This window comes from Microcystis sp. (assembly GCF_048564745.1).
Taxonomy (GTDB): Bacteria; Cyanobacteriota; Cyanobacteriia; order Cyanobacteriales; family Microcystaceae; genus Microcystis; species Microcystis ichthyoblabe_A.
On sequence record NZ_JBLZRT010000108.1, the window covers coordinates 1 to 22,727 of the forward strand.

Sequence of the window (22,727 nt, forward strand, 5' to 3'; positions counted from 1 at the left end):
GGGGTTGACAATCTCGAGTAAGTGATCTAGAGCTTTCGAGCAACCATGAATATCGCCGATCGCTCAGGTTCGCATGAGGATTTGGTCGGGGATTAGGGCATAGGTAGGGTTTGCGGCAAAAAGTTTTTCGTGGGGGCAGGGGTTGGGGTGTGGGCTTCGGCCGTGAGCTCCGCGTTCGACTGAGCTAACGCCGCAGTCCGAACGGGTGTGGGGTTTTACCGATTGTGAGGTGGTCAGGTCCCTAATTGTCAGGGAAAAAGTCCAGGACTTTGACCCCCGATCCCTCCAATTGTAGGCACTTTTTGAGGTCAAAAAAGTCTAAAAGCCTTATCCAACAAGGTTTTTAGATTTATTCAGCAAGCCCTATTTAATTCCACCCACCCACTGGAAACTGTCAACTTAAAACTTACATCTGATAACTGATAACTGATAACTGATAACTGAAATTAAACCACTTTAGCGATGGCTGCTTCTAGCTTATCCATAGCCTCATCTACTTCTGTTTCCGAGACAATTAAAGGAGGTACAAAACGGAGAACTTTCGGACCTGCGGGAGCAATTAATAAACCCTCGGCCAAGGCTGCATTAACAATAGTAGATGAAACCAACTCACTTTCTGAATTAATTTCCAGACCATTAATTAAACCCCAACCGCGCACATCGACAAATAGATGGGGATATTGAGAAGCAATCACGCGTAAACGGCTGCGTAACTGTTCCCCTCGCTGCTGGACATTTTCGAGAAGATGATCCCGTTCAATGGTTTGTAATACTGTTAAAGCTGAGGCACAAGCGAAAGGATTACCTCCAAAGGTACTCGCATGACTACCCGGTTCAAACACATCACAGAATTTTCTGCACATCATCGCACCGATGGGAATACCACCCGCTAAACCCTTAGCAGAAGTGAAAATATCCGGTTCCACTCCTAAATTCTCATAACCCCAGAGTTTACCAGTTCTTCCGACTCCCACCTGTACTTCATCAAAGACAAGCAAAATGTTATTTTCGTCGCAAATTTGCCGTAAACGTTGGAAATATTCGATATCCCCTGGACGAACTCCCCCTTCACCCTGCAAGGGTTCCAACATAATCGCAGCCACACGACGATTACCCTCATCGAGATCAGCGATCGCATTTTCCACCGCTTCGATATCATTATAGGGAATATAGGCAAACCCCGGCATCAGGGGTTCAAAGTCTTTTTGGTACTTCGGTTGACCGGTTGCGGTGATGGTAGCTAAAGTCCGACCGTGAAAACTAGCGTGAGCGGTTAAAATAACCGGCTGTTCGAGGAAATCTAGCACCGTATGGGCATATTTCCGTACTAATTTAATCGCCGCTTCGTTCGCTTCCGCACCAGAATTACAGAAAAAGACTTTATCAGCGCAGGAATGATCGACAATCCATTTAGCTAGTTCCCCTTGTTCGGGAATATAGTATAAATTCGAGACATGATGGAGTTTTTGGATTTGCTGGCTAACCACTTCAATTAAAGCGGGGTGTGCGTGACCGAGGGTACAGGTGGCAATTCCCGCAACAAAATCAAGGTATTGTTTACCGGAAGTATCCCAGAGAAGACAGCCTAACCCTTTGGCGATCGCAATGGGAAAACGACCATAAGTATTCATCACATAGCTGTTAAAACTATCTCGATCGAAGGGTTGATTCGGGTTTAAATTGGGAGTGGGATCAACTAGGGTTGGTTCTAAAAGGGTTTCTGGACTCACTGGGGAACTCCTGCGCGATTAGACATAGGGGAAATTATAATCAAATCCGTCTGAGAAGGACGGGTTATTTAGATTAAAAACTGATTTCATTGTAAGTTACTAGACAGTGTTAGGGGTGAATTTTGCTTGTCTATCAGTGAAGATAAATATCGTCGTCTGCGTCAGGAATTAATCGGGGGAATTTTTGCCCTGATTGTGGTATTTTTGCTGGGTACGCTTTGGTATCATCTGATCGAGGGTTGGAGTTGGCTAGATTCGGCCTATATGACGATTAGTACCCTCGCTACCGTCGGTTTTGGCGAAATTAATCCCCTAGGTGAACGGGGACGATTGTTTACAATGGTTTTGATTATCATGGGAGTAGTCAGCATCGGTTATATTGTTAATCGCTTGACCGAAGCTTTAATTCAAGGCTATTTTCAAGAGGGACTCAAACAGAGACAGGAGAAACGCTTGATCGATCGACTATCGGAACACTATATCATCTGTGGTTTGGGTCGCACGGGGAGACAGGTGGCGATCGAATTTTACGCCGAAAATATTCCTTTTGTAGTCATTGATACAGACCCCCTACAGGTAAATCGGGCCAAAGAATTAAATTATATTGTTGTTCAAGGAGATGCCACCTTAGATAAATCTTTACAAATGGCAGGAATTGAACGCGCTATTTGTATTGTGGCCGCTTTAACTTCCGATGCGGAGAATTTATATACAGTTTTGTCTGCTAAAACTCTTAATCCGAAAATCCGCGCCATTGCTAGGGCCAGTACCGAGGAAGCAGTACAAAAATTACAACGGGCCGGGGCCGATGCGGTAGTATCTCCCTATATTACCGGCGGTAGAAGATTAGCGGCCGCAGCCCTACGACCCCAGGTGATGGATTTTGTCGATGGGATTTTAACTGGAACCGATCGATCGTTTTATATGGAAGAATTTTTAATCGATCCGAGGACTTGTCCCTGTGTCGGTTTAAGTCTTAGTCAAGCACATTTAAGATCTCGATCGGGGGCGTTAGTTTTAGCTATACGTCGCGCCGATGGTACGCTAATTGGGGGACCGACTGGCGATACGGAATTAATGGCCGGGGATCTGTTAATTTGTATGGGAACGGCCGAACAATTACGCAGTTTAACTCAGATTTTAATCCCCATGCGATCGGATGGTTTACGTTTACCGAAGCATTAGTTAAAGAATCGATAAAAAATCGGCTGGTACCATTGCGGGAACAGGGGAAGCGGCAAAATCTCTTAGGTTTCGCGTTATGATTATTTCTAGCTTTTCTGATTCAGCAACGGCACTGGTAACGGCATCTTCAAAATCTTTCATAGGACTTGTCAATGCTTGCCTAATTATTGCATCTGTCACCCTAGCAACTTGCAAATTCTCTAGAAGACTTATCACCAATTTTCTTGAGACTTCTCTTTCGTTTTTTCTAGACAAAATATAATAAATATTGGTGACGGCATGACCAGAAATATATCCTTGAGTTTTACCTGTCTTAACTGTATTGAATGCTTGTACAGATGCTGGAAAATGTGGTTCACGCTCACCCAAAACATCTAGCAATACATCACTATCGAATAAGACTCGTTTCACCGATACTTCTCCACTAAATAATCAATATACGATTCTTTTGGGTCTTCTGATCCTAAATCAACAACCCCCACTAAGTTTCTTGTCCAAGGATCAAGATCGCTTAAGTCATCTGTTAGGGAATGAGAGGTAGTTTCTGAGGATACATTCTGACGAAAAACACGCCCATATTCTAATGCTTTCTCAAAAACCTCCTGATCAGAAATTGATCCAGAAAGATTATCTAACCAGTTTTCAGACGAAGATTTTTCAGTTTCTAAATCGACAACACCCACTAAGTTTCTTGTCCAAGGATCAAGATCGCTTAAATCATCTGTTAGGGAATGAGAAGTAGTTTCTAAAGATACATTACTAGGATTAAATCGCTCTTGAATTCTGAAAATTATTAAACTATAATAGGCTCTCAGTTTGGTGACTAAATCGGATGTTTCAGTATCTTGGAAATATTCGGTTATAGTACGATTAGAAACCGATAGAGCATTTTTAGCTCCCTGGTAAATTTGCTCTAGTTCTGAATCGGCAAACATATCAATAAACACATCTATCGTTTCCGAGAGAAGGAGTGAACCTTCCACCACTCTGATTAAATCGGCTTTTTCCTCACCAGTCTTTCCCTCATTGATCTGAGCAAGGCTGATAAATAATTGATTATAGGCAGTAATTTGATTAGTAAATTGGTCTATATATTGGATTAACTCCAGTGCTGAATCCTCATCTCTATACTGTTTCCATACCTGAAACCATAATTTATTAATTTGATAAAATATATCGGCTCTTGCTTGATAAGTTTTAGAGTTATCCTTAACTTGCTCAACTAAAATCTTAGTTTCTTGTAGTAAATTATCCAGTATTATCCGATCAGAATCGGTGACAATTTGATCGAGTTTATCTGTAATATTTTGCAGATTTTCTAACAAAAATTGTCCTAAATTTTCCCGTTCGACTGAACTTGGCAGACTATTCATCGTATTTACCTCCCCTAAGACTGACGATCAAACAGAAATGAGTAGTCAAAATTATCAGCCCTAAACCTCCATTGTAACAATTTTGGGGTCTGAAAGGGTGATTATAGTTACTATAGCCTCTGAGGGAGATAGATTAATTACCGTTCACTCTTAATTCCCCTGACTCGGAGACTACTGACTCCGTACTCCTCAATCTAACGTCTGTCAGGAATTGAGAAATTGAGGATGAGATGTTAGTACAATCGGGGAATAGTAAAGGAAAAACCCCTATTGCTCATGAGTCCAAATCCCAATTCTTCCTCGCGATCACTGCAGCCGCTGCCGGTTCCCTCCATCCCGATACCTCCCTCGGAGTTAATCAAAGGAACCACACCAGAGATAAATCAAGAAATGACGCAAAAGGTGGCGACGCAGGCCAAACAAGTGCCAAATATGCCGCAAAATGGTCAAATATCGCCACCACGTTCTCCCCACAGTCGCGCCTCCAACCAACCCACCTTAGAATATTTGATCCAGTTTGCCTTTGATCGGGGTTATTCGGACGTTCACCTGGGGGTTGGAGAACAACCCCGGATGCGGGATCGTGGCGAAATGATTATTCTCGACTATCCTGAAATTGACATCAACACTTTTTATAGTTGGTTACGCGAAATCCTCGGTGAAGAAGAAATCCTTCGCTTTAAAAAAGACCTAGAATTTGACGGTGCGACTCAGTACGAATTCGCTAGAGCGCGGATTAATATCTTTGAAAGTCTGCGCGGTCCGGGGATGGTTTTGCGTCTGATTCCCATGAAAATCCCCACTATGGAACAATTGCGCTTACCGATGGTCTTCCGGGATGTGTGCGATGTACAGAAGGGATTGATTTTAATCACCGGTCCGACGGGTTCAGGGAAATCCACCACCCTAGCAGCCATGATCGATTACATCAATAAAGAACACCCCAAACATATTATCACCATCGAAGACCCGATCGAATTTGTCCATAAAAGTCGTCGCAGTTTGATCAAACAACGGGAAGTGGGAATACACACCCATGAGTTCGATAATGCCCTAAAAGCCTGTTTGCGGGAAGACCCAGATATTATTCTGGTGGGGGAGATGCGGGACAAAGCCACCGTTAATACTGCCCTGAAAGCTGCCCAAACCGGTCACTTAGTCCTGGGAACCCTGCACACCAACAGCGCTGTAAAAACCCTGGAGCGGATTTTAACTCTTTATAGCGCCGAGGAACGGGAATCGCCGCGGCTGGCGATCACAGAATCTTTAGTTTGTATTATCTCGCAGGGTTTATGTCGCACCACCGACGGTAAACGGACCGCTTTTTACGATATTCTCGTCAATACAGAGGCCGTCAAAGATTACATTCGCAGCGGCAAAAATGACGAAATTATCGAATTAATGAGAGACGGCGAATACCACGGCATGATTACCACTAATCAATCCCTGTTTAACCTCTATCAAGAGGGACGGATTACCGAGGGGGTAGCCATGGCCATGTCCCCGGTCCCCAATGAACTGGCGATGATGCTGCGGGGTAGAATCTAGAAAAACCCTGAAGGAAATTGTTCAGGGATCAAGAGTTTAGTAGGCTAGAAAAATAGAAGCTCCTACTTATTCTCTAGGGGAACCCCTCAAGTGACCACTTCCGCGATTGTGTTGCCCGATATTTTTAAAGGCATCGCCCTGTTTACCCCCGGGGGCGATCTAATTTACTGTATCGATCCTGATAAACAAACTCATTGGCATCTGAATCTCTGCGCTGCTCTCCAGTCCGCTTTAGGGTTGTCAGAACCCCCCCATTTTTTAGTTCCTAGTTTTACTGCTACCATTGATCGCTGGCGAGATCCCTATAGTCACCGTATTCATACTAGAGCCGAAGTCTATCCCCTTGTCCGTCGCTATCAGCCTTTATTAAATGCTATTTTCGCCACGGACGATCAAGCTTGGTTTACTGTACCCTGGCAGGAACAATCCTCTAATCCCACTATCTTAGAAACCTATCGTCAGCAGTTTCCCCAACTTTGGCAATCCCACGATCTGATTCTCCGTTATCAGGAGCGCCCCCCAACGACTTCGGGGATTAGTGCTGACTCTGACTATACCAATCCTAGTCCCAAGGGTTATGTTTTGCGGTTATTTGTCTCCGGTAATAATGCCAATACTAAACACACCCTAGAATCGATCCATCAGCTTCTAGAACGAGAATTACACCATCCCTATACCCTGAAAGTGATCGATATCTCTAAGCATCCAGAACAAGCAGAATCCAATCATGTCTCTGCTATTCCCACTTTAGTCCGGATTTGGCCGCAACCGGTGAAACGCATCATCGGCGAATTTGAGGATTTACCGCGAGTATTACAGATTATCGCCACCGCTTAGGGTTTAAAGACTTCTGACTCGATACCTCGCCACCATTCGCCCAATTTCATTAAGTCTTGCTGAATATCATCCAATTCTTGGATATATTCCTGTTGGGAAAGACTGGCACGACGTTCTTGCAGTTTTTTGAGACGCAATTGCACCAACAGCCAAGGCTTGGAAATACCGTTAGTTTCTTCAATGTAGCGAGCGATATCTTGACTATCCATAGTTTTCTACTGTTATCATCCCATATTTTGTCAAATTAACCCAAGAATCCTTTTTTTAGTTGCAGAAGATTATGTTTGATTTTAGCCACTATTACCCCTACGCCGAATTAGTTTCTTTCCTGAAAAACCTAGCCTCATCCTATCCTAATTTAATTAGCCTCACCTCGATCGGTAAAAGCCACGAAAATCGAGATATCTGGTTAACTACCCTAACAAATCAAGCCACAGGCCCCTATTTAGAAAAACCTGCCTATTGGATCGATGCTAACACCCACGCGGGGGAAGTAACAGGCTCTGCCGTCGCTCTCTACACTATCTATCATCTTTTGCGCCAATACGGTCATAATTCCCAAATTACCAGACTTCTTGACCATTACACTGTCTATATTTTGCCGCGATTAGCCGTGGATGGAGCGGAAAAATATCTCACCACTCCCTATATGTTACGATCAAGTGTTCGCCCCTATCCCCACACGGATGAGAAACCGGGGCTATATCCTGAAGATATTAACGGCGATGGTTTAATCTTACAAATGCGCCAAAAAGATACCTGTGGCGCTTGGAAAATTTCCGAACAAGATCCTCGCATTATGGTGCGTCGCGAACCAGAGGAATTTGAAGGAACTTTTTACACTTTGCTTACCGAAGGTTTAATCCGCGATTACGATGGCTATAATTTTACCACTGCCCCCACCCTAGAGGGCCTGGATTTTAACCGCAATTATCCCGTTTATTGGGTTCCTGAAGGGGAACAACAGGGGGCCGGAGATTTTCCTTTTTCGGAGCCAGAAACCCTTGCAGAAGCCCAATTTTGGGCAAATAACACCAATATTAATGGCTTCGTTACCTATCATACCTATTCGGCAGTAATGTTGCGTCCCTATAGCACCCATCCCGATGAATATTTCCCCGTGGAAGACTTAGAAATGTATAAATATATTGCTGATAAGGGAAAGGCAATGACTGGTTATGAATGCGTTTCTGTCTATCACGATTTTCGTTATCATCCTAAAGAAGTGACTAACGGTGCCATGGATGATTACGGTTATGATCATTTTGGTTGGTATGGTTTTACGGTGGAGTTATGGGATGCACCCACCCAAGCAGCAGTGAAAAAAGATGATTATATTCAATGGTTTCGCTGGCATCCTTTTGAAGATGAATTGAAGTTACAGCGTTGGAATGATGAGAATTTAGCGGGAAAGGGTTTTATTAATTGGCAAAGTTTTGATCATCCCCAATTGGGAGAGGTGGAAATTGGCGGTTGGGACTTTAAAAATGTCTGGCAAAATGCCCCAGAAAAGTATTTACCAGATTTATGTGAGAAACAATGTCAGTTTACTATTGCCCATGCTTTGATGTCACCTCTTTTAGCTATCTCTCGTCTTGATCTTAAGTCGGAGGGAAATGGTATTTATCATCTGGTTTTACAGTTAGAAAATCAGGGATTTTTACCCACTTATACCAGCAAAAAGGCACTGGAAAGAAAGAGCGTTCGTCCCATTCAAGTCAAGTTAAATTTAGCCGATGAGGTGAGTTTAATAGTGGGAAAATTAGAGCAGGAAATCGGTCACTTAGAAGGGCGATCAAATAAAGTATATAGTAGTCTCGCTCACGGTTTAGATTATCGCTGTACGGTCGAATGGGTAATTAAGGGAGTTTCTGGTCAAGAAATTGAGATTATCGCTATAGCGGAAAGAGCCGGAACAGTCAGACAAAAAGTGATTTTATAGAGCTATTTGGTTCGATAAAATTGTTAAGTAAGTCTCGTGGGATTCCGTGGGTAAAACTCGCAATTTTTGGCTACGAAGATCCGGTTCTAATCCCAAAGCTTCTAAAGGAATTACTCCTAATAAATTGTTTTGACCTCCAGGTAATTCCAAACATTCAAAAGTGCCTTCTCGTCCTGCGATAATCAAGGTGGCATCGCGAAAAATTCTCGCTTTTCCTATGCCTTTAGCCGTAGCCACATCTACTTCTTTTAAAAGCTGTAAACCCAAGCGGGAGATGACTTCCGGCACCAGACAAAGAGTAGTTGCCCCCGTATCCACCAAGACATTTTCTAGGGTAAGAGAGCGAATTTGTTCCGGCGCGATCATACCATCTTCCGCACGAATTTGATCGGCGCGATTGATAACTGTAATGCTGGTGTAGATTTTGCCCATATCTTCTGTAATAATTGCTGGATCAACCATAATACTACCCTCAATTCTACCCCTAAATTATACCAGAATAATTGCCCAAAAAATTGTCTAGTAATTTTAATTATTAATCCGGCCATCCGGCATAATTGCACCGCGGAAGTTAACTCCCATCAGATTAGCACTCATTAACTCAGCACCAGTTAGATCCGCATTACTTAAATCAGCACCGGTGAGATTTGCTCTAGCAAAGAAAGCATCGACTAAATCCGCTTCCCTAAGATTAACTCCTGAAAGATTAGCCCTTCTTAAGTCAGCATGATTCATTTTTGCCGCTTGAAAATTAGCTTGACTAAGATTAGCTCGATCAAATTTTATGTGAGTCATAATTGCACTATGGAAATTTGCACCTATTGCTTCCGTATCGCTCATTTTTGACCGCACTAAATTGGCTCCCGCTAGATTTGCTCCCACTAAAGACACCCCGACTAAATTGGCATCAGTGAGTAAAGCACCTTGCAGATTAGCATTAGTTAAATCCGCATTTCTGATGTCAACATGGCACAAATTAGCCTCCTTTAAATTGGCTCCTACTAGATTAGCTCGCACCAGATTAACCCCTTTCATATTAGCTCCTTGCAGGTCGGCGCGATAGAGATTAGCTCCTTGTAAATTAGTGTTAATATTTTTCTTTTCCTGACGCATATTTGTTCCCCGCAAACAAGCACCAGTGAGGTTAGCACTACTTAAATCAGCCCCCCGTAAATCCGCCCCGATCAAGTTAGCATCAAGTAGAATAGCTAGGGTTATATCAGTATCACGAAGATTAGCTCCTTGTAGCAGCGCTCCGTGTAAATTAGCACTGCGTAAATCTGCCCCATTTAAGTCAGCTTGGTTGAGACTAGCACCGCTTAAATTAGCCGCCACGAGATTAGCTTGAGCGAGATTAGCCCGGTTAAGATAGGTAAAGAGAAGATTGGCTCCGTGCAGATCTGCTCCATTTAAAACAATGCCAATCAAGTCAGCGCCAACTAAATTAACTCCTGGTAATTTTAAGCCACTAAATTGAGTTTCTCCATCGGCATAACGTGCAATTAGTTCGGTGGGTTTCATAGGTAGAATATTCAGAGAAATTGGGGTAAAAAATTAAAAAAATTTTTGCAAAGCTTGCACCAGAATGCCAGCGGTTTGAAAGTTAGCATCCCTATCCATTTGGGTGTGAGCAATATTGTATAGTTGAATTTCGATATCCTTGAGAGATTTCCCGCTTTCGATGAGTTGTTGTAGTAAATCTTCTAGGGTATAACTTCGCAAGGTTAACCAATCTTGACTGCTCTGATCCCAAGGATAAAATAGGAGCGAGAAAATCAATATTTTGGCTCGTAAAGGATTAGCATAACGCAAAATTTCTAAACGAATTTCAAAGGTGTCGTAGGCAGAACTTTGTGGGGAATTACTGGGGTTATTGTTTAAGAAAGCTGGCTCGGCAAAGGGCAATCCCATTCTCCAAGAGGCAAAATCCACAGGTTTACTTCTAGAGGAGGAGAAAGATGCAGTTTTAGCCGAAGAATCACAATCATCATTTAGATGAACCATTTGATCGTTAAAGATTTTACTTTTTGGCTCATTATCCTCTTCTTTGTAATCGTTATTAGTATCGTAGAGAGGCTCTAGCTGGGTAAGAATAATCTCAGCTAGGGGAAGGTATAGAGATTTTTTATTAAGATTTTCGGCAACTTGGTTGAGAGTTTCTCGCAAGCTTAAGAAATTAGGATTGTTTTCCCTAAGTTCTAAAATAATATTTTTTAAGCCATAATTATTAATCACCAATCGATCATTTTCCCAACAATTTTTACAGGCGGCAAACATTAATTTTTGAATTCTCTCCGTCTCTAGATGATTTTCTAGGCTATTAAGCACCTGTCTTAGGGAATTATCTTCCCCGTTGTTGACAGGATTATTAACGGGGGTAAACCCAGGGTTAACTGCTGGTTCTAATGGTGATAATTGGGTGTCATAGGTGGCAACAATATCACTATATAATTTACTGATTTGCTCAATAATAACTGTGGCTACTCCCGCATAAACTTCAGGACGATTTATGGTTTTAACTAACTTATAAACAGAAAAAGTTAATTGTTCCTTACTGGTTTTGAGTTGCACTAACTCCTTCACCAAGTCTTCCATAGCCACACCGTCTAAAATATTAGGATCATTTTCCCAATATTTTTTACAGATACAAAAGATTAATTTTTTGATCCGTAATTTTTCTTCGTGGCTGTCGAGATAGCGAACTACCTGATTAAAAACGTCACTGGATAATTGCATAGTAACCTCTGATCCGAGAAAGTCGCCCACCCTCGCACGCCTCTACTATGAGGTTATGCTATTGGTCTCTCGCAAGTTAGTTTACCGGAATATATAAGTTATTCCGGCTCTTCTGGCGCTTGAAAATATCCTAACCTAAAAGCGTGGAGCTATTGAGTTAGGTTTGCTACATCTAGTCCCTAAAATTAGCAAAAGATTATTTTTTCGCCTTTCTCGTTATTAGTACAAATGTTCGGATAAAATCGGAGTAAAGTCTTTAAGTTTAGGCGATCGATGCCCGATAGGGTTAGAGTAATCAGGGAGAAACTGATTTATCGAGAGGCCATATCATCCTATGCTAGAACTCTATCAATTTGAACTATCTGCCTATTGCGAGAAAGTCCGTCTCATCCTCGACTATAAAGGACTTGCCTATAAAAAAAGGGACGTGGTGCCGGGGGTGGGACAATTAGAATTATTCCGTCTTTCTGGACAGCGACAGGTTCCCGTCCTCAAGGATGGTGATACCTATATTGCCGACTCGACGGAGATTGCTTTTTATCTCGATCGCAAGTATCCTGAAAAACCAATTATCCCTACAGATCCCCTCCAACGGGGTCAATGTTTATTAATCGAAGAATGGGCCGATGAATCCCTGGGATTAAAAGGAAGAACCGCTTTTCTCGGTGCTTTTGCCCAAAATCAAAACTTTCGTACCGCTTTTTTACCCCGGGAAACTCCCGATTTTATGCGCTTGTTGCTGGGTTCCTTGCCGGGGGAATTAATTGATATTTTTGGGACGGGTGTAGGTCTGGGAAAAGATGCTATCAATACCGCGAAAAAAGGGCTACAACAGGACTTAGAAGCTTTAAACCTCATTTTAGCCAATCGTCCCTATTTAGTCGGGGATCAGCCTACTTTAGCCGATTTAGCCGTGGCGGGATTAAGTGTACTGCTTCAGTTTCCCCAGGGTTCTTATCTCAACTTACCTCCGGAATTGCAAGGCAAGGGGATTCCGGGGTTAGCTGATAATAGCGCCTACGAGGGCTTTTTTGCTTGGCGCGACCGTCTTTATAGTCAATACCGTCAAACTATCACCCCGGGGAGTTCCACCCCTCCTATCGATTCCCCCACCTCCATCCAGATCGAATAGCAGAGCTTGACTAGGCTGGTGGGGTGTGGGGTGTGGGGTGTGGGGTGTGGGGTGTAGGGTGTAGGGTGTAGGGAGATTAAATAAAAGCAATCTACTGATCACTGATTACTGATCACTGTTAAGATTCGCGTAAAACGTAGCCGACACCGCGCACGGTATGAATGAGGCGTTTTTGACCACCAGCCTCCATCTTCAGGCGTAAATAGCGAATATATACCTCAATAACGTTTGATTCTCCTTGAAATTCATCTCCCCAGACATTTTCGAGAATTTGATCCCTTGATAATACTTCTTTCGGGTGAATCATCAGGTAGCGGAGCAGTTCAAATTCCTTCATCGTCAACTCAATATTTTTGTTCTTATAGGAGAGACGACGAGTGGCTAAATCCAATACTAAGTCACCGAAGCGCAATTGTTCGGGGATAGTTTCCATCGGTTGCAGGTAAAAACGGATTAATTTGAGGAAAGATTGCGAATTATAGGGTTTGAGAAAATAATCGTCGGCTCCCGCTTCCAAACAGGCGAGACGTTCTTCTAGAGTTTCTTGAGATACTAATAAAATAATATAAACGCGACTTCCCTGGGAACGTAAACGACGACAAAACTTCACACCAGCCTCCGCTGCGAGGAGGCGATCGAGTATAATCATCGCTGGCTGCCAACTTTCCACTTCTGGGAAAGCGCTATCAATGCTAGGCACAATTAGGGGACGATAACCTGCTTCTTTCAAGTCCGCACTAGCTAGTTTAGCGATATTCTCCTCAATTCCCACCAAGAGAATCGAAGAACTCGGAACTGATGTACTCATGAGTTGGCAGCGGTAAAGAAATAGGAAAGATAGGGAGGCGACTAGCCAATTATACTTAATTGATTCTTGCCTAACCGATTTGATAAAAAAGTTAACGCTGTGGTGCGTTGGACAAAATTACCATTGACAGACCAACCAGTTACTCGATCGGGGGACGACCAGAGGCTAAGATGATCTACAGGTGGATCCGCATAAAAATTTTCTTGACCGCTACCCAATAAACAGGAACTCCAATGGGTAAAATAATCGTGACTAAGGCGATAAATGGGAAAATTACCGATTAATGGCACTCCCCACCCGTCCAGAGCCATTAAAGCTTCAATTTTTGCCCCTTGAGCTTGCCAATAATGGGCTAAAGCGATCGCATTTACCACCCCCGCACTAAACCCAATCAAGGTTAGGTTTTCTCCCGGTGAAAAAGCTTCATTTAAGCAAGAAAAAGGAGAAATAATAATATAGGGGCGTAATTTGACCGATTTGCTCCCCAGATGTCCTAAAAAATCCTCCGTCAATCTAGAATCATGAAAACCCGTACAAATCACTAAGGTCTTGACACTCCCGTCCCTAAAAGCGAGGGATTCTTGGTTCATAGAGTTTCCTTAATTAGTAGTTTAAATGAGCCTAAACCCTTAAATAGCCTAGAATCCAACAAAGCAAAAAGCTTTTTTTATTAAAATTGCTTTTTTGAATTCTGGTGAGCCTTACTTGGCAAGGCTTGCGTCGATTATTTTTTGCTAACATATCATAACTACTCTAGAAGAGCCATAATTGTTAAGAAAATGACGCGAATTACCGTTATTGGTGCAGGGATTGGCGGACTAACGGCGGCGGCATTATTGGCGCGTCGAGGTTATCAAGTCACAGTATATGATCAGGCGCTCGTCCCCGGAGGTTGTGCCTCGACTTTTTCCCGTCGGGGTTTTACTTTTGACGTGGGGGCAACTCAAGTGGCAGGATTAGAAGTAGGGGGCATTCATCAGCGCATTTTTGCCGAATTAGGGATAGATTTACCCGATTCTGTCCCCTGTGATCCCGCCTGTGCCGTTTTTCTGCCGGGGGAAACCACTGCGATTAACGTCTGGCGCGATCGGCAAAAGTGGCAAGAGGAAAGACAAAAACAATTTCCGGGCAGCGAACCTTTTTGGCAATTATTACAAAAACTCTTTCAAGCTAGTTGGCGTTTTCAAAGTCGCGATCCAGTTTTACCCCCGCGCAACTGGTGGGATTTAGGGCAATTAATCGCCGCTTTGCGTTTAGATACTGCCATTACCTTTCCCTTTACTTTGATGACTGTGGGCGATGCTCTGCGATTATACGGCTTAGAGAGGGATAAACGCCTAAAAACCTTCCTTGATCTCCAGTTAAAGCTTTATTCCCAAGTTACTGCCGATGAAACCGCTTTACTTTATGCCGCCACCGCTTTAGCAGTTTCTCAGTCTCCCCAAGGTTTATCCCACCTTCAGGGTAGTATGCAAGTATTAAGCGATCGCCTAGTAGCAGCTTTGGAAAAATACGGCGGTAAATTGCAAATGCGCCACACAGTGGAAAAAATACTGACAGAAAAGGGAAAAGCCACCGGAATTATCGTCAGAAATCAAAAAAATGGTCAAATACATCCAGAAATGGCCGATGAGATTGTCGCTAATATCCCGATCCAAAATTTACCACAATTAATCGATCGCGAAGCCATTCCCAGTCTTTATCACCGGAGAATCGAAAAACTTCCCCCCGCATCCGGTGCTTTTGTGGTTTACTTAGGAGTCGATCGCGCTGCTATTCCCCCCGATTGTCCTCCCCATTTGCAATTCCTCTACGATTACGATGGCATAATCGGCGAAAATAACTCTTTGTTTGTTTCCGTGAGTAAAGAAGGGGATGGTCGCGCCCCAGTGGGAAAAGCGACGATTATTGCTTCTTCCTTCACCGATACCAGTCTTTGGTGGCAAAAAGGAGAAGATAATTATCAGCAATTAAAAGCAGCATACACCCAAGAGGCGATCGAGCGTCTCGGTAATTATTTCCATCTTAGTCCTGATCACATCGTTCACATCGAATCAGCTACTCCTCGCACTTTTGAACGGTTTACGGGGCGAAATCAGGGCATTGTCGGCGGTATTGGTCAAAGATTGTCCACTTTTGGCCCTTTTGGCCTAGCGACGCGCACTCCGATCCCCCATCTTTGGTTAGTGGGAGATTCCACCCATCCGGGAGAAGGCACTGCCGGAGTCAGCTATTCGGCACTAACGGTAGTTAGACAGATTGAGAATCAATTAAGTAGTCGTGCAAAATAAATTTCCTAGTGAAGATAGGCAAGAGGCAATAGGCAATAGGCAAAAGCTTTATCGAAATGTGTAATTAATTTTGCTTAGGTACTTAGCTTCTAGTTAGCCGTAATTATGAATTATGAATTATGAATTATGAATTGGGAAGAATAAATAAAAGCAATCTTCTGAATACTGAATACTGATAACTGTTAACTTACCCACTGATAACTGATAACTGATAACTGTTATAAAGCGCCGGCTGCCGTGCGATCGAGTATGCCCGCTCCTAGATGAGAGGTAATATTAATTGCTTGCAGGACCGGTTGAGAGTCAACTCCTTTGGGATAATCGATAACGCTAACCGCGCCATTTCCCTGTTTAATATTCCAGAAATTAGCGGGTTTTAAACCCAATAAATAACAAAGAATCACCTTATTAATGGCATCGTGAGCTACTACCATAATTGTCTTAGGACTATCGCTATTACTATAGGTTTTAACGATTTGCTGCCAACAAGCGATCGCTCGATCCCAAACTTCCTGTAAATTCTCCCCTTCCGGCATTTGTACGGTTTCCGGGGCATTTTTCCAGTCTTCTAACATCCCGGGGAAACTCGCTTCAATTTCCTCCTCTAATTTACCTTCCCAAAGTCCGTGACAGATTTCTGTCAGATCCACTTGGGTATCTAAGGTGACATCGGGGTGATATTGCAGGATAATTTGGGCAGTTTCCTTGGGACGGGATAAAGGACTGGTGACAGCGTGATCGATCGCCGTTTCTCGCAGAAATTCGGCGGCTTTCTCAGCTTGAGCTTTGCCATTATCATTGAGAGGAATATCGTGCACCCCTTGAAAACGTTTATCCCGATTCCATTGGGTTTCTCCGTGACGCACCAGCAGCAGCCTCGATCCTTGGAAAGGAGGACGTGGTGGGGGTAAAGCTATCCCTAGGTGGGCCGTTTGATTGAGGGATTCCACCTGGACAGGATCACCAAAATCACGCGTAAAATTGAGAACATTAACGCAACAGTTAGATTGTTGCAGGGAATGGTATAAGGAAACCGGAATACCGATGGCACTGAGAATTAAACAGCGATTAATGCCGTTATGGGCAACAATGAGTATAGTTTGGCCCTCGTGTTGAGGAATAATTTCTCGCCAAAAATCCTGCGCTTGTTGATAGAGAGAGAGAACGGGATAATGTTCCTGACCATCGGGCAGTATCATCTTAAATTCGTGAGGTTTTTGGTGCCAATCCCGATATTCTTGCGGGTATTGAGCTTTTACCTCCTCTTTGACCATATTTTCCCAGATAGGCAGATCGATTTCTAGTAACTGCGAAGTGGGTTGAATGACGGGAGAGTTATTTAAACGAGACTGAATCACCTCAGCAGTAGATTTGGCTCTTTGGAGAGGACTACAGTAAAAAGCGGCGATATCGATTTGACTGAGGGCATTTCCTACTTTTTCCGCATCCAGATGCCCTTTTTCCGTCAAAACCGAGCCATCACTGCGACCTTGTATTTTCTGCTGTGCGTTATAACTGCTTTGTCCATGACGAACAATAATCACACGAGTAGCCAAGCGGTTCAGTCTCCTTAACTAAAAGTCTCAATATCAGATTACAGGCGATCGGGATCGGAGTACAAATCAGTGATCAGTAATCGGTAATCAGTAATCAGTGGAGATCGGCGAGCATTTGTACTAAAATTTCCTTATGCAGTTTCAAGGCAGCACAGCGTATCAAAACTTCCTGACATGAAAATCTCTTTGGGATCAAGGGTTTGGCGGTTTTGTCAAGAAATCATGACAATGTACTTGGTCAAAATCGGAATCTTACTGTTTAATAGGTATTTATAACAAGCGATTCCCTTGATCCCCATCGAGTGGATCTCTCGTTCACAAAGCAATCGATGAGTAGTTGGAAGGATTACCCAGATCACTGCTTTTGCAAATGCTCAAAAACATTTGCCGTCGTAACTAATCGGAGAGCGTCAACTCATGGTTCCAGAATACCCCCCCTTAGATGAGATGACCTTGCGGCAACTGCGACGAGTTGCCAGTCAATACAGCATCTCTCGTTACAGTCGGATGCGGAAAACGCAGTTAATCGAGGCAATTACCCAAGCTATGGGAGTAAGCGGCAATTTTAAATCTACTATTAAAGAGGAAAAACCAGTGGAAGCAGCAAAATTTGAATTAGGTCAAGCTAACCCGATCGAAGATATCCTAGGTTCAGTGGATGATGGTTTAGGAGATTTGCCCGGTGGCTACGGTGAAAATCGCATTACCCTCCTACCCCGCGATCCTCAGTGGGCCTATGCTTACTGGGATATCCCCAACGAATCGAAAGAAGATTTGCGTCGTCAAGGGGGACAACAATTAGCCCTGCGTCTTTATGATGTCACCGATATCGATCTCAATAGCCAAGGCGCCCACAGTGTCCAAGAATATCTCTGTGATGAATTAGCCCGGGAATGGTATTTACCGATTCCGGTCAGCGATCGAGATTATGTTATCGATATCGGTTATCGTTGTGCTGATGGTCGTTGGTTAGTTTTGGCCCGTTCTCCTTTAGTCCGGATTCCTCCCGTCTATCCTTCCGACTGGATTGAAGATATTTTTGTCACCGTTAACTGGGAAGAAGAACTGGTGGGCAAAACTGTTTACGAACTCGTTCCCCCCAGCAAACGCTACGGCAGCAGCGCCGGAACCACGGGAACTAGCCCCATCTACGACCAAATTTTCGAGAGTGTCGGCGATATGGAAGCCCTACGGGTGGCCGGTTCCTTGTTTGGTTCCATGCAGCACGTCGCTGGTTCCGTACCGATGTCGGAAGTGATCAGTTCTTATGTATTCCCCTCCGGGGTTGGTATGTGGGCAGTTCCCACGGTATCGGGACTAACCGCTTCCGGTATCGGGATGACTGCTTCTGGTATCGGTATGGGTGCTTCGGAAACCCTACAACGTCCGCGCAAATTCTGGTTAGTTGCCGATGCAGAATTAATCGTCTATGGTGCCACCGAACCCGATGCCACCGTAACTATCGGTGGTCGTCCGATTAAACTCAATCCCGATGGCACTTTCCGCTATCAGATGTCCTTCCAAGATGGTTTAATCGATTATCCGATTATGGCCGTAGCCGCCGATGGTGAACAAAATCGTTCTATCCACATGAAATTCACCCGGGAAACCCCCTCTCGCAATACCAACACTAAAGATGAGGCGGTTCTAGAATGGTTGTTCTAGATCGGGTTTTCTAACGTTACCAAAGCCAACCTAATTACTTCCCCCTAACTGAGATTTAGTTAGGGGATTTTTTTTGGGATTGTCAACGCTATCAACTTCTATTCCCAAATCTGACAGCTTAGATCGCCCGATTTTTGGGAAAGACGCAGATTTTCACCGTAATCGACGGGAACATCGATCACCGTAGGGACATCTTGCCGGAAAGCATCCTCTAGTGTCGGGATCAAATCCTGAGTAGATTCCACCCGATAGCCTTTTAATCCCATACTTTCAGCAAATTTAACAAAATCGGGATTACCAAACTTAATAAAAGAAGATGTCCCAAAATAGTTTAACTGCTTCCATTCGATTAAACCGTAACCGCCATCATTAAAGATGAGAGTGACGAAGGGAGTTCCCACCCGCAAAGCTGTCTCCAATTCCTGACAATTCATCATAAAACCGCCGTCCCCCGTCACCGCCACAACGCGTTTATCGGGATGAACTAACTTAGCGGCGATCGCACCAGGGATAGCAATACCCATAGCGGCGAAACCGTTAGAAATAATGCAAGTATTGGGACAATCGGAGTGATACTGACGCGCCATCCACATTTTATGAGCGCCCACGTCACAAATAGCGATATCTTCCGGTCCCATCACCTGACGCAGATCGTAGATCAATTTTTGTGGCTTGATCGGAAAACCCGTATCATTGGCATAGGTTTCGTAATCGGCCCGAATTTCCGTCTTTAATCCCGCGGTGACAGGAGTTGGTTTATTCTGGCGATCGGCCCGTTTGAGGATATCGATGAGAGAATCGGTGATATCACCCACCACTTCCACCACCGGAGCATAACTGCTGTCAATTTCCGCTGGAGTCATGCCGATGTGAATAATCGGTAATTTCCCCTCTGGATTCCATTTTTTCGGGGAATACTCGATTAAATCGTAACCAACAGCGATAATTAAATCACTGCGATCGAAGGCACAACTAATCAAATCCCGTTGCTGTAATCCTACCGCCCAAAGAGCCAGAGGATGGGTATAGGGAATCACCCCCTTACCCATAAAAGTGTTAGCCACAGGGATATTCAAGGCCGTGGCGAATTCCGTTAAAGCTTCACTAGCATTAGCGCGAATTGCCCCATTTCCCGCCAAAATCAAGGGATTTTTGGCTTTAGAAATCACTGCCGCCGCCATATTCAAAGTCCGATAGGAAGCGTAAACTTTTTCCTGACTGTCGAGGGGCAAAGGACTACCATCGGCAGGCATAGCGGCGATATTTTCAGGAAGATCGATATGAACTGCCCCCGGTTTCTCACTTTGGGCGGTTTTAAAGGCTCTCCGTACCACTTCCGGGGTGATACCCGGCCGCACGATCTGTTTATTCCATTTCGTCACCGGGGCGAACATGGCCACCAGATCCAGATATTGATGGGATTCAATGTGCATCCGATCGGTTCCCACCTGGCCAGTGATGGCCACCAAGGGCGCCCCATCCAAGTTAGCATCGGCTACCCCTGTCATCAGGTTAGTCGCCCCCGGTCCTAAAGTGGAGAGACAAACCCCCGCTTTTCCCGTCAAGCGTCCATAGACATCGGCCATAAAAGCCGCGCCCTGTTCGTGACGGGTGGTGATAAATTTGATCGAGGAGTTTTTTAGGGCTTCCAAAACATCGAGGTTTTCTTCCCCGGGTAGCCCAAAAATATACTCGACCCCTTCATTCTCTAGACATTTAACTAGAAGTTCGGCTGTGTTTAATTCCCCCATAGTTCCCTCCTGTAGAGCTTACTTCATCAGTAAAGTCTCTAGAGATAGTTCATCCCGGCGGATTGAGGTTGTTGCGCTCAACTCGTCGGGATGATATCAGTAGACTATATGTACCAATGTAGCTGACTAAAATTTTGTTTAAGTCTATCCATATACCATTGTGACTTAGATCTTGACCCTTGGCAGATTATTTATTAGCACAATGGAGGGGAATTTTTTTTTAGGCCGTTAATTCTTCGGCAGCGTGGGCTAGTTGGGCGGCGACTTTGGCTAGATAGGGACGACTTAACCACCAGATAAACGGGGACAGCCAACCCCGCAGGGTGACAGAATAGGAAATATAAGTACCACAGAGGGTTGATTCTACTTGGTAGGTCATTTTCTGTTCCATGCCGGGGATAGCGAGAACTCTGAGGCTGAGGAGTTCCCCGGGACGGACATTTTCCACGAAAACCCGGATAGGAATGGGAGTCAGACGGGTGACAGCTTGATAGATTAACCCCGGTTTAGCGATTAAACCCAAGGGAACATCAGCCTTGGCAATCAAAGGATGCCAAGAGACATCGGCCACATTGATTAATTTTTGCCAGAGGACATCGACGGGGGCGCTACTGACCACCCGATAGGTTTTGTAGAGTGAAAACTTACAGAATAGTCTGCCTTTGGCCGCTACAATCCTTAAGGAAAAATTGAGAATCACCGATTGCCTCCCGCAAAAATAATCCGGCGAATTTTCTATTGTAAAAAATAAATGGCTTTCCGGGAGTGTGAGCTTTTTATAATTTTAACTTAGTGTCAGCAGAAGTCCCTCACTTGATGGCGATCGGATCAATGCTGACTTTGTATATAGCCCACATTCCGCACCCTCAACTGTCACATTGGCTGTCCGCCTCTAGAGACTTGAGTAAAAATACTTGGCTGGTGAGGGTTTTCCCTGCGCCCGCTACGGGGGTCTTGAGAACGCTAATTAGCAGCTGCTGAAAAAGTTTATTGGTGGGGTTAGGAATCGGTCGTCAGTAGCCGGTTGTCGGTCGGGGAAGTCAGAATAACAGAATGACCTCGCACGTCTGGAAGCGGAACTCTTCGAGATCGAATTAGGCTTACAACCGAATTTGTCAGTGGATGATTCCGCTTTTATTATTTAGCGATTCGGGGTGAGGAATCCTCACCCTACTAACCGACCATGAAGAAGCCATTAACAGGATCAAAAAGGTTTTTGTTTTTACAGATCGCTCGCTATCCCGATATTGCCCAGTCTAGTTTATGCGCTTGTAGTCGTTTTCGGGGAGGGGAGGTGACGCGAGTTAACCATCATCTAATCGGGTTGGAATCGGAGGGTTTTATTAAGGTAGCGGCGCGAGGAAAAAGAGGCAGTTACCGCTATCGAATTACCACAGGTAAGGGGGAAAAGATGCTGCGGTCTTTACAGGAGTTTCGTTGAAACTATAGCGTTTCTTGTTCGCAAGAGGCCTGTCGATGGTGAAAAGTTTAATCAGCAAAGGTTTCACTGTGTCACACAGGTGTGAGAAACGCTATATTCAAATTCTTTTCGGTAGGAGATGCGTCCTACCTTTTCTTTGAGTATTGGTATAAGATAAATTTATGTTTTTGTGACAATCCATAAGCATCTGAGGGGGTAAGGCAATCGCTAAAATCCTTATTCTCTCGTTGACCCACTCGGATGCCCTTGTACTTCTGGGATTCGGGGCTTGACAATCTAACTTATTAAGAATAATTTTTATTTGTCGGAGATAATTTAACCCCCCCTCAGAAAATGGGGTGTAGAATACTGTCAGGGCAATACTTTCATTAGTCAGCCCTTGCTTCCAATTCGTGAAGCGTCTGAATGGAAACGATGTGTAGGATCAATTCATGAATTAACCCTACAATCTTGCCTCCAATTAGTGAAGCTTCTGGCACTAAATTCGGTTATTAAAAACTGATTATTTATTTCCCCTTTTGCCGTTCGGCTGTCCTGATATGTAGCCTATACTCAACGGATTTGGTATAAAACACCATAAAATATTTAGCCACAAAAAAGCACCCCCTCGCGGGAGTGCCTTTTCGTTCAGACTAGGAATTAACCATTGATAGCAGGAGCGGTCAGAGCTACAGGAGCCTGTTCACCACTAGCTAAGTCTAAGGGGAAGTTGTGAGCATTACGCTCGTGCAT

General features: G+C 44.1%; 20 protein-coding genes and 1 pseudogene. 8 read left to right on the forward strand and 13 right to left on the reverse strand.

Going from position 1 to position 22,727, the window contains the following annotated elements; genetic code table 11:
* Positions 1-446: 446 nt before the first annotated feature.
* On the reverse strand, positions 447-1,730 hold the full coding sequence (locus tag ACOCD9_RS12560) for an aspartate aminotransferase family protein (RefSeq protein ID WP_002758950.1): 1,284 nt from the start codon (positions 1,728-1,730) through the stop codon (positions 447-449).
* A gap of 126 nt (positions 1,731-1,856) precedes the next feature.
* Here ACOCD9_RS12560 and ACOCD9_RS12565 point away from each other — a divergent pair, with 126 nt between their 5' ends.
* Positions 1,857-2,915, forward strand: coding sequence for a potassium channel family protein (locus tag ACOCD9_RS12565; RefSeq protein WP_002803175.1), 1,059 nt, complete (start codon positions 1,857-1,859; stop codon positions 2,913-2,915).
* Here ACOCD9_RS12565 and ACOCD9_RS12570 read toward each other — a convergent pair whose 3' ends face one another.
* Together ACOCD9_RS12570 and ACOCD9_RS12575 are read right to left on the reverse strand one after the other, a co-directional pair.
* Positions 2,916-3,326, reverse strand: a complete 411-nt coding sequence (locus tag ACOCD9_RS12570) for a PIN domain-containing protein (RefSeq protein WP_287703195.1) — start codon at positions 3,324-3,326, stop codon at positions 2,916-2,918. It abuts the gene before it with no gap.
* The gene (locus tag ACOCD9_RS12575) at positions 3,323-4,288 is read right to left on the reverse strand and encodes a hypothetical protein (protein WP_287703193.1); all 966 of its coding nucleotides are present in this window, start codon (positions 4,286-4,288) and stop codon (positions 3,323-3,325) included. Before ACOCD9_RS12575 ends, ACOCD9_RS12570 begins: the two co-directional genes overlap by 4 nt.
* Positions 4,289-4,564: 276 nt before the next feature.
* On the opposite strand from ACOCD9_RS12575, the gene ACOCD9_RS12580 reads away from it, so the two are divergent.
* Both ACOCD9_RS12580 and ACOCD9_RS12585 read left to right on the forward strand, forming a co-directional pair.
* A complete protein-coding gene (locus ACOCD9_RS12580) occupies positions 4,565-5,836 on the forward strand; it encodes a type IV pilus twitching motility protein PilT (protein ID WP_287703191.1) in 1,272 nt (423 codons plus the stop codon).
* A 90-nt stretch (positions 5,837-5,926) separates the two neighbouring features.
* Positions 5,927-6,673: a circadian clock KaiB family protein gene (locus ACOCD9_RS12585; RefSeq protein WP_287703189.1), complete on the forward strand. Its 747-nt coding sequence runs from the start codon at positions 5,927-5,929 to the stop codon at positions 6,671-6,673.
* On the opposite strand, the gene ACOCD9_RS12590 is transcribed toward ACOCD9_RS12585, so the two are convergent.
* Complete coding sequence (locus ACOCD9_RS12590; RefSeq protein ID WP_002751038.1) at positions 6,670-6,882, reverse strand: hypothetical protein; 213 nt, start codon at positions 6,880-6,882, stop codon at positions 6,670-6,672. The two genes, ACOCD9_RS12585 and ACOCD9_RS12590, sit on opposite strands and share 4 nt — an antisense overlap.
* 71 nt (positions 6,883-6,953) lie before the next feature.
* Between ACOCD9_RS12590 and ACOCD9_RS12595 the strand changes: the two genes are divergently transcribed.
* Positions 6,954-8,615 carry a M14 family metallopeptidase gene (locus ACOCD9_RS12595; RefSeq protein ID WP_419547649.1) on the forward strand — a complete coding sequence of 554 codons (1,662 nt, stop codon included), beginning with the start codon at positions 6,954-6,956 and terminating at the stop codon, positions 8,613-8,615.
* Here the strand turns inward: ACOCD9_RS12595 and ACOCD9_RS12600 are convergent.
* From ACOCD9_RS12600 to ACOCD9_RS12610, 3 genes are all read right to left on the reverse strand, one after another.
* Positions 8,610-9,077 (reverse strand): retroviral-like aspartic protease family protein, encoded by a 468-nt coding sequence (locus ACOCD9_RS12600; protein WP_419547651.1) that lies wholly within the window; start codon positions 9,075-9,077, stop codon positions 8,610-8,612. The genes ACOCD9_RS12595 and ACOCD9_RS12600 overlap by 6 nt on opposite strands.
* 66 nt (positions 9,078-9,143) lie before the next feature.
* Positions 9,144-10,136, reverse strand: a complete 993-nt coding sequence (locus ACOCD9_RS12605) for a pentapeptide repeat-containing protein (RefSeq protein ID WP_419547653.1) — start codon at positions 10,134-10,136, stop codon at positions 9,144-9,146.
* A 33-nt stretch (positions 10,137-10,169) separates the two neighbouring features.
* A complete protein-coding gene (locus ACOCD9_RS12610; protein ID WP_419547655.1) occupies positions 10,170-11,351 on the reverse strand; it encodes a hypothetical protein in 1,182 nt (393 codons plus the stop codon).
* A 334-nt stretch (positions 11,352-11,685) separates the two neighbouring features.
* On the opposite strand from ACOCD9_RS12610, the gene ACOCD9_RS12615 reads away from it, so the two are divergent.
* Entirely contained in the window at positions 11,686-12,483 is a 798-nt protein-coding gene (locus ACOCD9_RS12615) for a glutathione S-transferase family protein (RefSeq protein WP_287703179.1), read from the forward strand.
* A 118-nt stretch (positions 12,484-12,601) separates the two neighbouring features.
* Here ACOCD9_RS12615 and nblR read toward each other — a convergent pair whose 3' ends face one another.
* Both nblR and ACOCD9_RS12625 read right to left on the reverse strand, forming a co-directional pair.
* Complete coding sequence (gene nblR / locus ACOCD9_RS12620; RefSeq protein WP_419547657.1) at positions 12,602-13,291, reverse strand: response regulator transcription factor NblR; 690 nt, start codon at positions 13,289-13,291, stop codon at positions 12,602-12,604.
* 41 nt (positions 13,292-13,332) lie between these two features.
* Positions 13,333-13,881, reverse strand: coding sequence for a hypothetical protein (locus ACOCD9_RS12625; protein ID WP_287703175.1), 549 nt, complete (start codon positions 13,879-13,881; stop codon positions 13,333-13,335).
* Between the two features lie 189 nt (positions 13,882-14,070).
* On the opposite strand from ACOCD9_RS12625, the gene crtD reads away from it, so the two are divergent.
* Positions 14,071-15,582, forward strand: coding sequence for a C-3',4' desaturase CrtD (crtD, locus tag ACOCD9_RS12630; protein ID WP_419547659.1), 1,512 nt, complete (start codon positions 14,071-14,073; stop codon positions 15,580-15,582).
* Between the two features lie 218 nt (positions 15,583-15,800).
* Here the strand turns inward: crtD and ACOCD9_RS12635 are convergent, their stop codons facing one another.
* Positions 15,801-17,138, reverse strand: a complete 1,338-nt coding sequence (locus ACOCD9_RS12635; RefSeq protein WP_419547661.1) for a histidine phosphatase family protein — start codon at positions 17,136-17,138, stop codon at positions 15,801-15,803.
* 417 nt (positions 17,139-17,555) lie between these two features.
* Between ACOCD9_RS12635 and ACOCD9_RS12640 the strand changes: the two genes are divergently transcribed.
* Positions 17,556-18,803, forward strand: coding sequence for a DUF4912 domain-containing protein (locus tag ACOCD9_RS12640; protein ID WP_287703168.1), 1,248 nt, complete (start codon positions 17,556-17,558; stop codon positions 18,801-18,803).
* 98 nt (positions 18,804-18,901) lie between these two features.
* On the opposite strand, the gene ACOCD9_RS12645 is transcribed toward ACOCD9_RS12640, so the two are convergent.
* Together ACOCD9_RS12645 and ACOCD9_RS12650 are read right to left on the reverse strand one after the other, a co-directional pair.
* Positions 18,902-20,554, reverse strand: coding sequence for an acetolactate synthase large subunit (locus ACOCD9_RS12645; RefSeq protein ID WP_287703166.1), 1,653 nt, complete (start codon positions 20,552-20,554; stop codon positions 18,902-18,904).
* A 220-nt stretch (positions 20,555-20,774) separates the two neighbouring features.
* Positions 20,775-21,254 (reverse strand): hypothetical protein, encoded by a 480-nt coding sequence (locus ACOCD9_RS12650; RefSeq protein ID WP_002735718.1) that lies wholly within the window; start codon positions 21,252-21,254, stop codon positions 20,775-20,777.
* A 483-nt stretch (positions 21,255-21,737) separates the two neighbouring features.
* On the opposite strand from ACOCD9_RS12650, the gene ACOCD9_RS12655 reads away from it, so the two are divergent.
* Complete coding sequence (locus ACOCD9_RS12655) at positions 21,738-21,995, forward strand: hypothetical protein (RefSeq protein WP_419547663.1); 258 nt, start codon at positions 21,738-21,740, stop codon at positions 21,993-21,995.
* A 639-nt stretch (positions 21,996-22,634) separates the two neighbouring features.
* On the opposite strand, the pseudogene ACOCD9_RS12660 reads toward ACOCD9_RS12655, so the two are convergent.
* Positions 22,635-22,727: pseudogene (locus ACOCD9_RS12660) on the reverse strand (photosystem Q(B) 2 domain protein); the annotation flags it as partial.

Coding starts and splice junctions, on each gene's coding strand:
- ACOCD9_RS12655 (WP_419547663.1), top strand. CDS start 21,738: ATGAAGAAGCCATTAACAGGATCAAAAAGGTTTTTGTTTTTACAGATC.
- ACOCD9_RS12610 (WP_419547655.1), bottom strand. CDS start 11,351: ATGCAATTATCCAGTGACGTTTTTAATCAGGTAGTTCGCTATCTCGAC.
- ACOCD9_RS12615 (WP_287703179.1), top strand. CDS start 11,686: ATGCTAGAACTCTATCAATTTGAACTATCTGCCTATTGCGAGAAAGTC.
- ACOCD9_RS12575 (WP_287703193.1), bottom strand. CDS start 4,288: ATGAATAGTCTGCCAAGTTCAGTCGAACGGGAAAATTTAGGACAATTT.
- ACOCD9_RS12590 (WP_002751038.1), bottom strand. CDS start 6,882: ATGGATAGTCAAGATATCGCTCGCTACATTGAAGAAACTAACGGTATT.
- ACOCD9_RS12595 (WP_419547649.1), top strand. CDS start 6,954: ATGTTTGATTTTAGCCACTATTACCCCTACGCCGAATTAGTTTCTTTC.
- crtD (WP_419547659.1), top strand. CDS start 14,071: ATGACGCGAATTACCGTTATTGGTGCAGGGATTGGCGGACTAACGGCG.
- ACOCD9_RS12625 (WP_287703175.1), bottom strand. CDS start 13,881: ATGAACCAAGAATCCCTCGCTTTTAGGGACGGGAGTGTCAAGACCTTA.
- ACOCD9_RS12600 (WP_419547651.1), bottom strand. CDS start 9,077: ATGGTTGATCCAGCAATTATTACAGAAGATATGGGCAAAATCTACACC.
- ACOCD9_RS12640 (WP_287703168.1), top strand. CDS start 17,556: ATGGTTCCAGAATACCCCCCCTTAGATGAGATGACCTTGCGGCAACTG.
- ACOCD9_RS12605 (WP_419547653.1), bottom strand. CDS start 10,136: ATGAAACCCACCGAACTAATTGCACGTTATGCCGATGGAGAAACTCAA.
- ACOCD9_RS12580 (WP_287703191.1), top strand. CDS start 4,565: ATGAGTCCAAATCCCAATTCTTCCTCGCGATCACTGCAGCCGCTGCCG.
- ACOCD9_RS12645 (WP_287703166.1), bottom strand. CDS start 20,554: ATGGGGGAATTAAACACAGCCGAACTTCTAGTTAAATGTCTAGAGAAT.
- nblR (WP_419547657.1), bottom strand. CDS start 13,291: ATGAGTACATCAGTTCCGAGTTCTTCGATTCTCTTGGTGGGAATTGAG.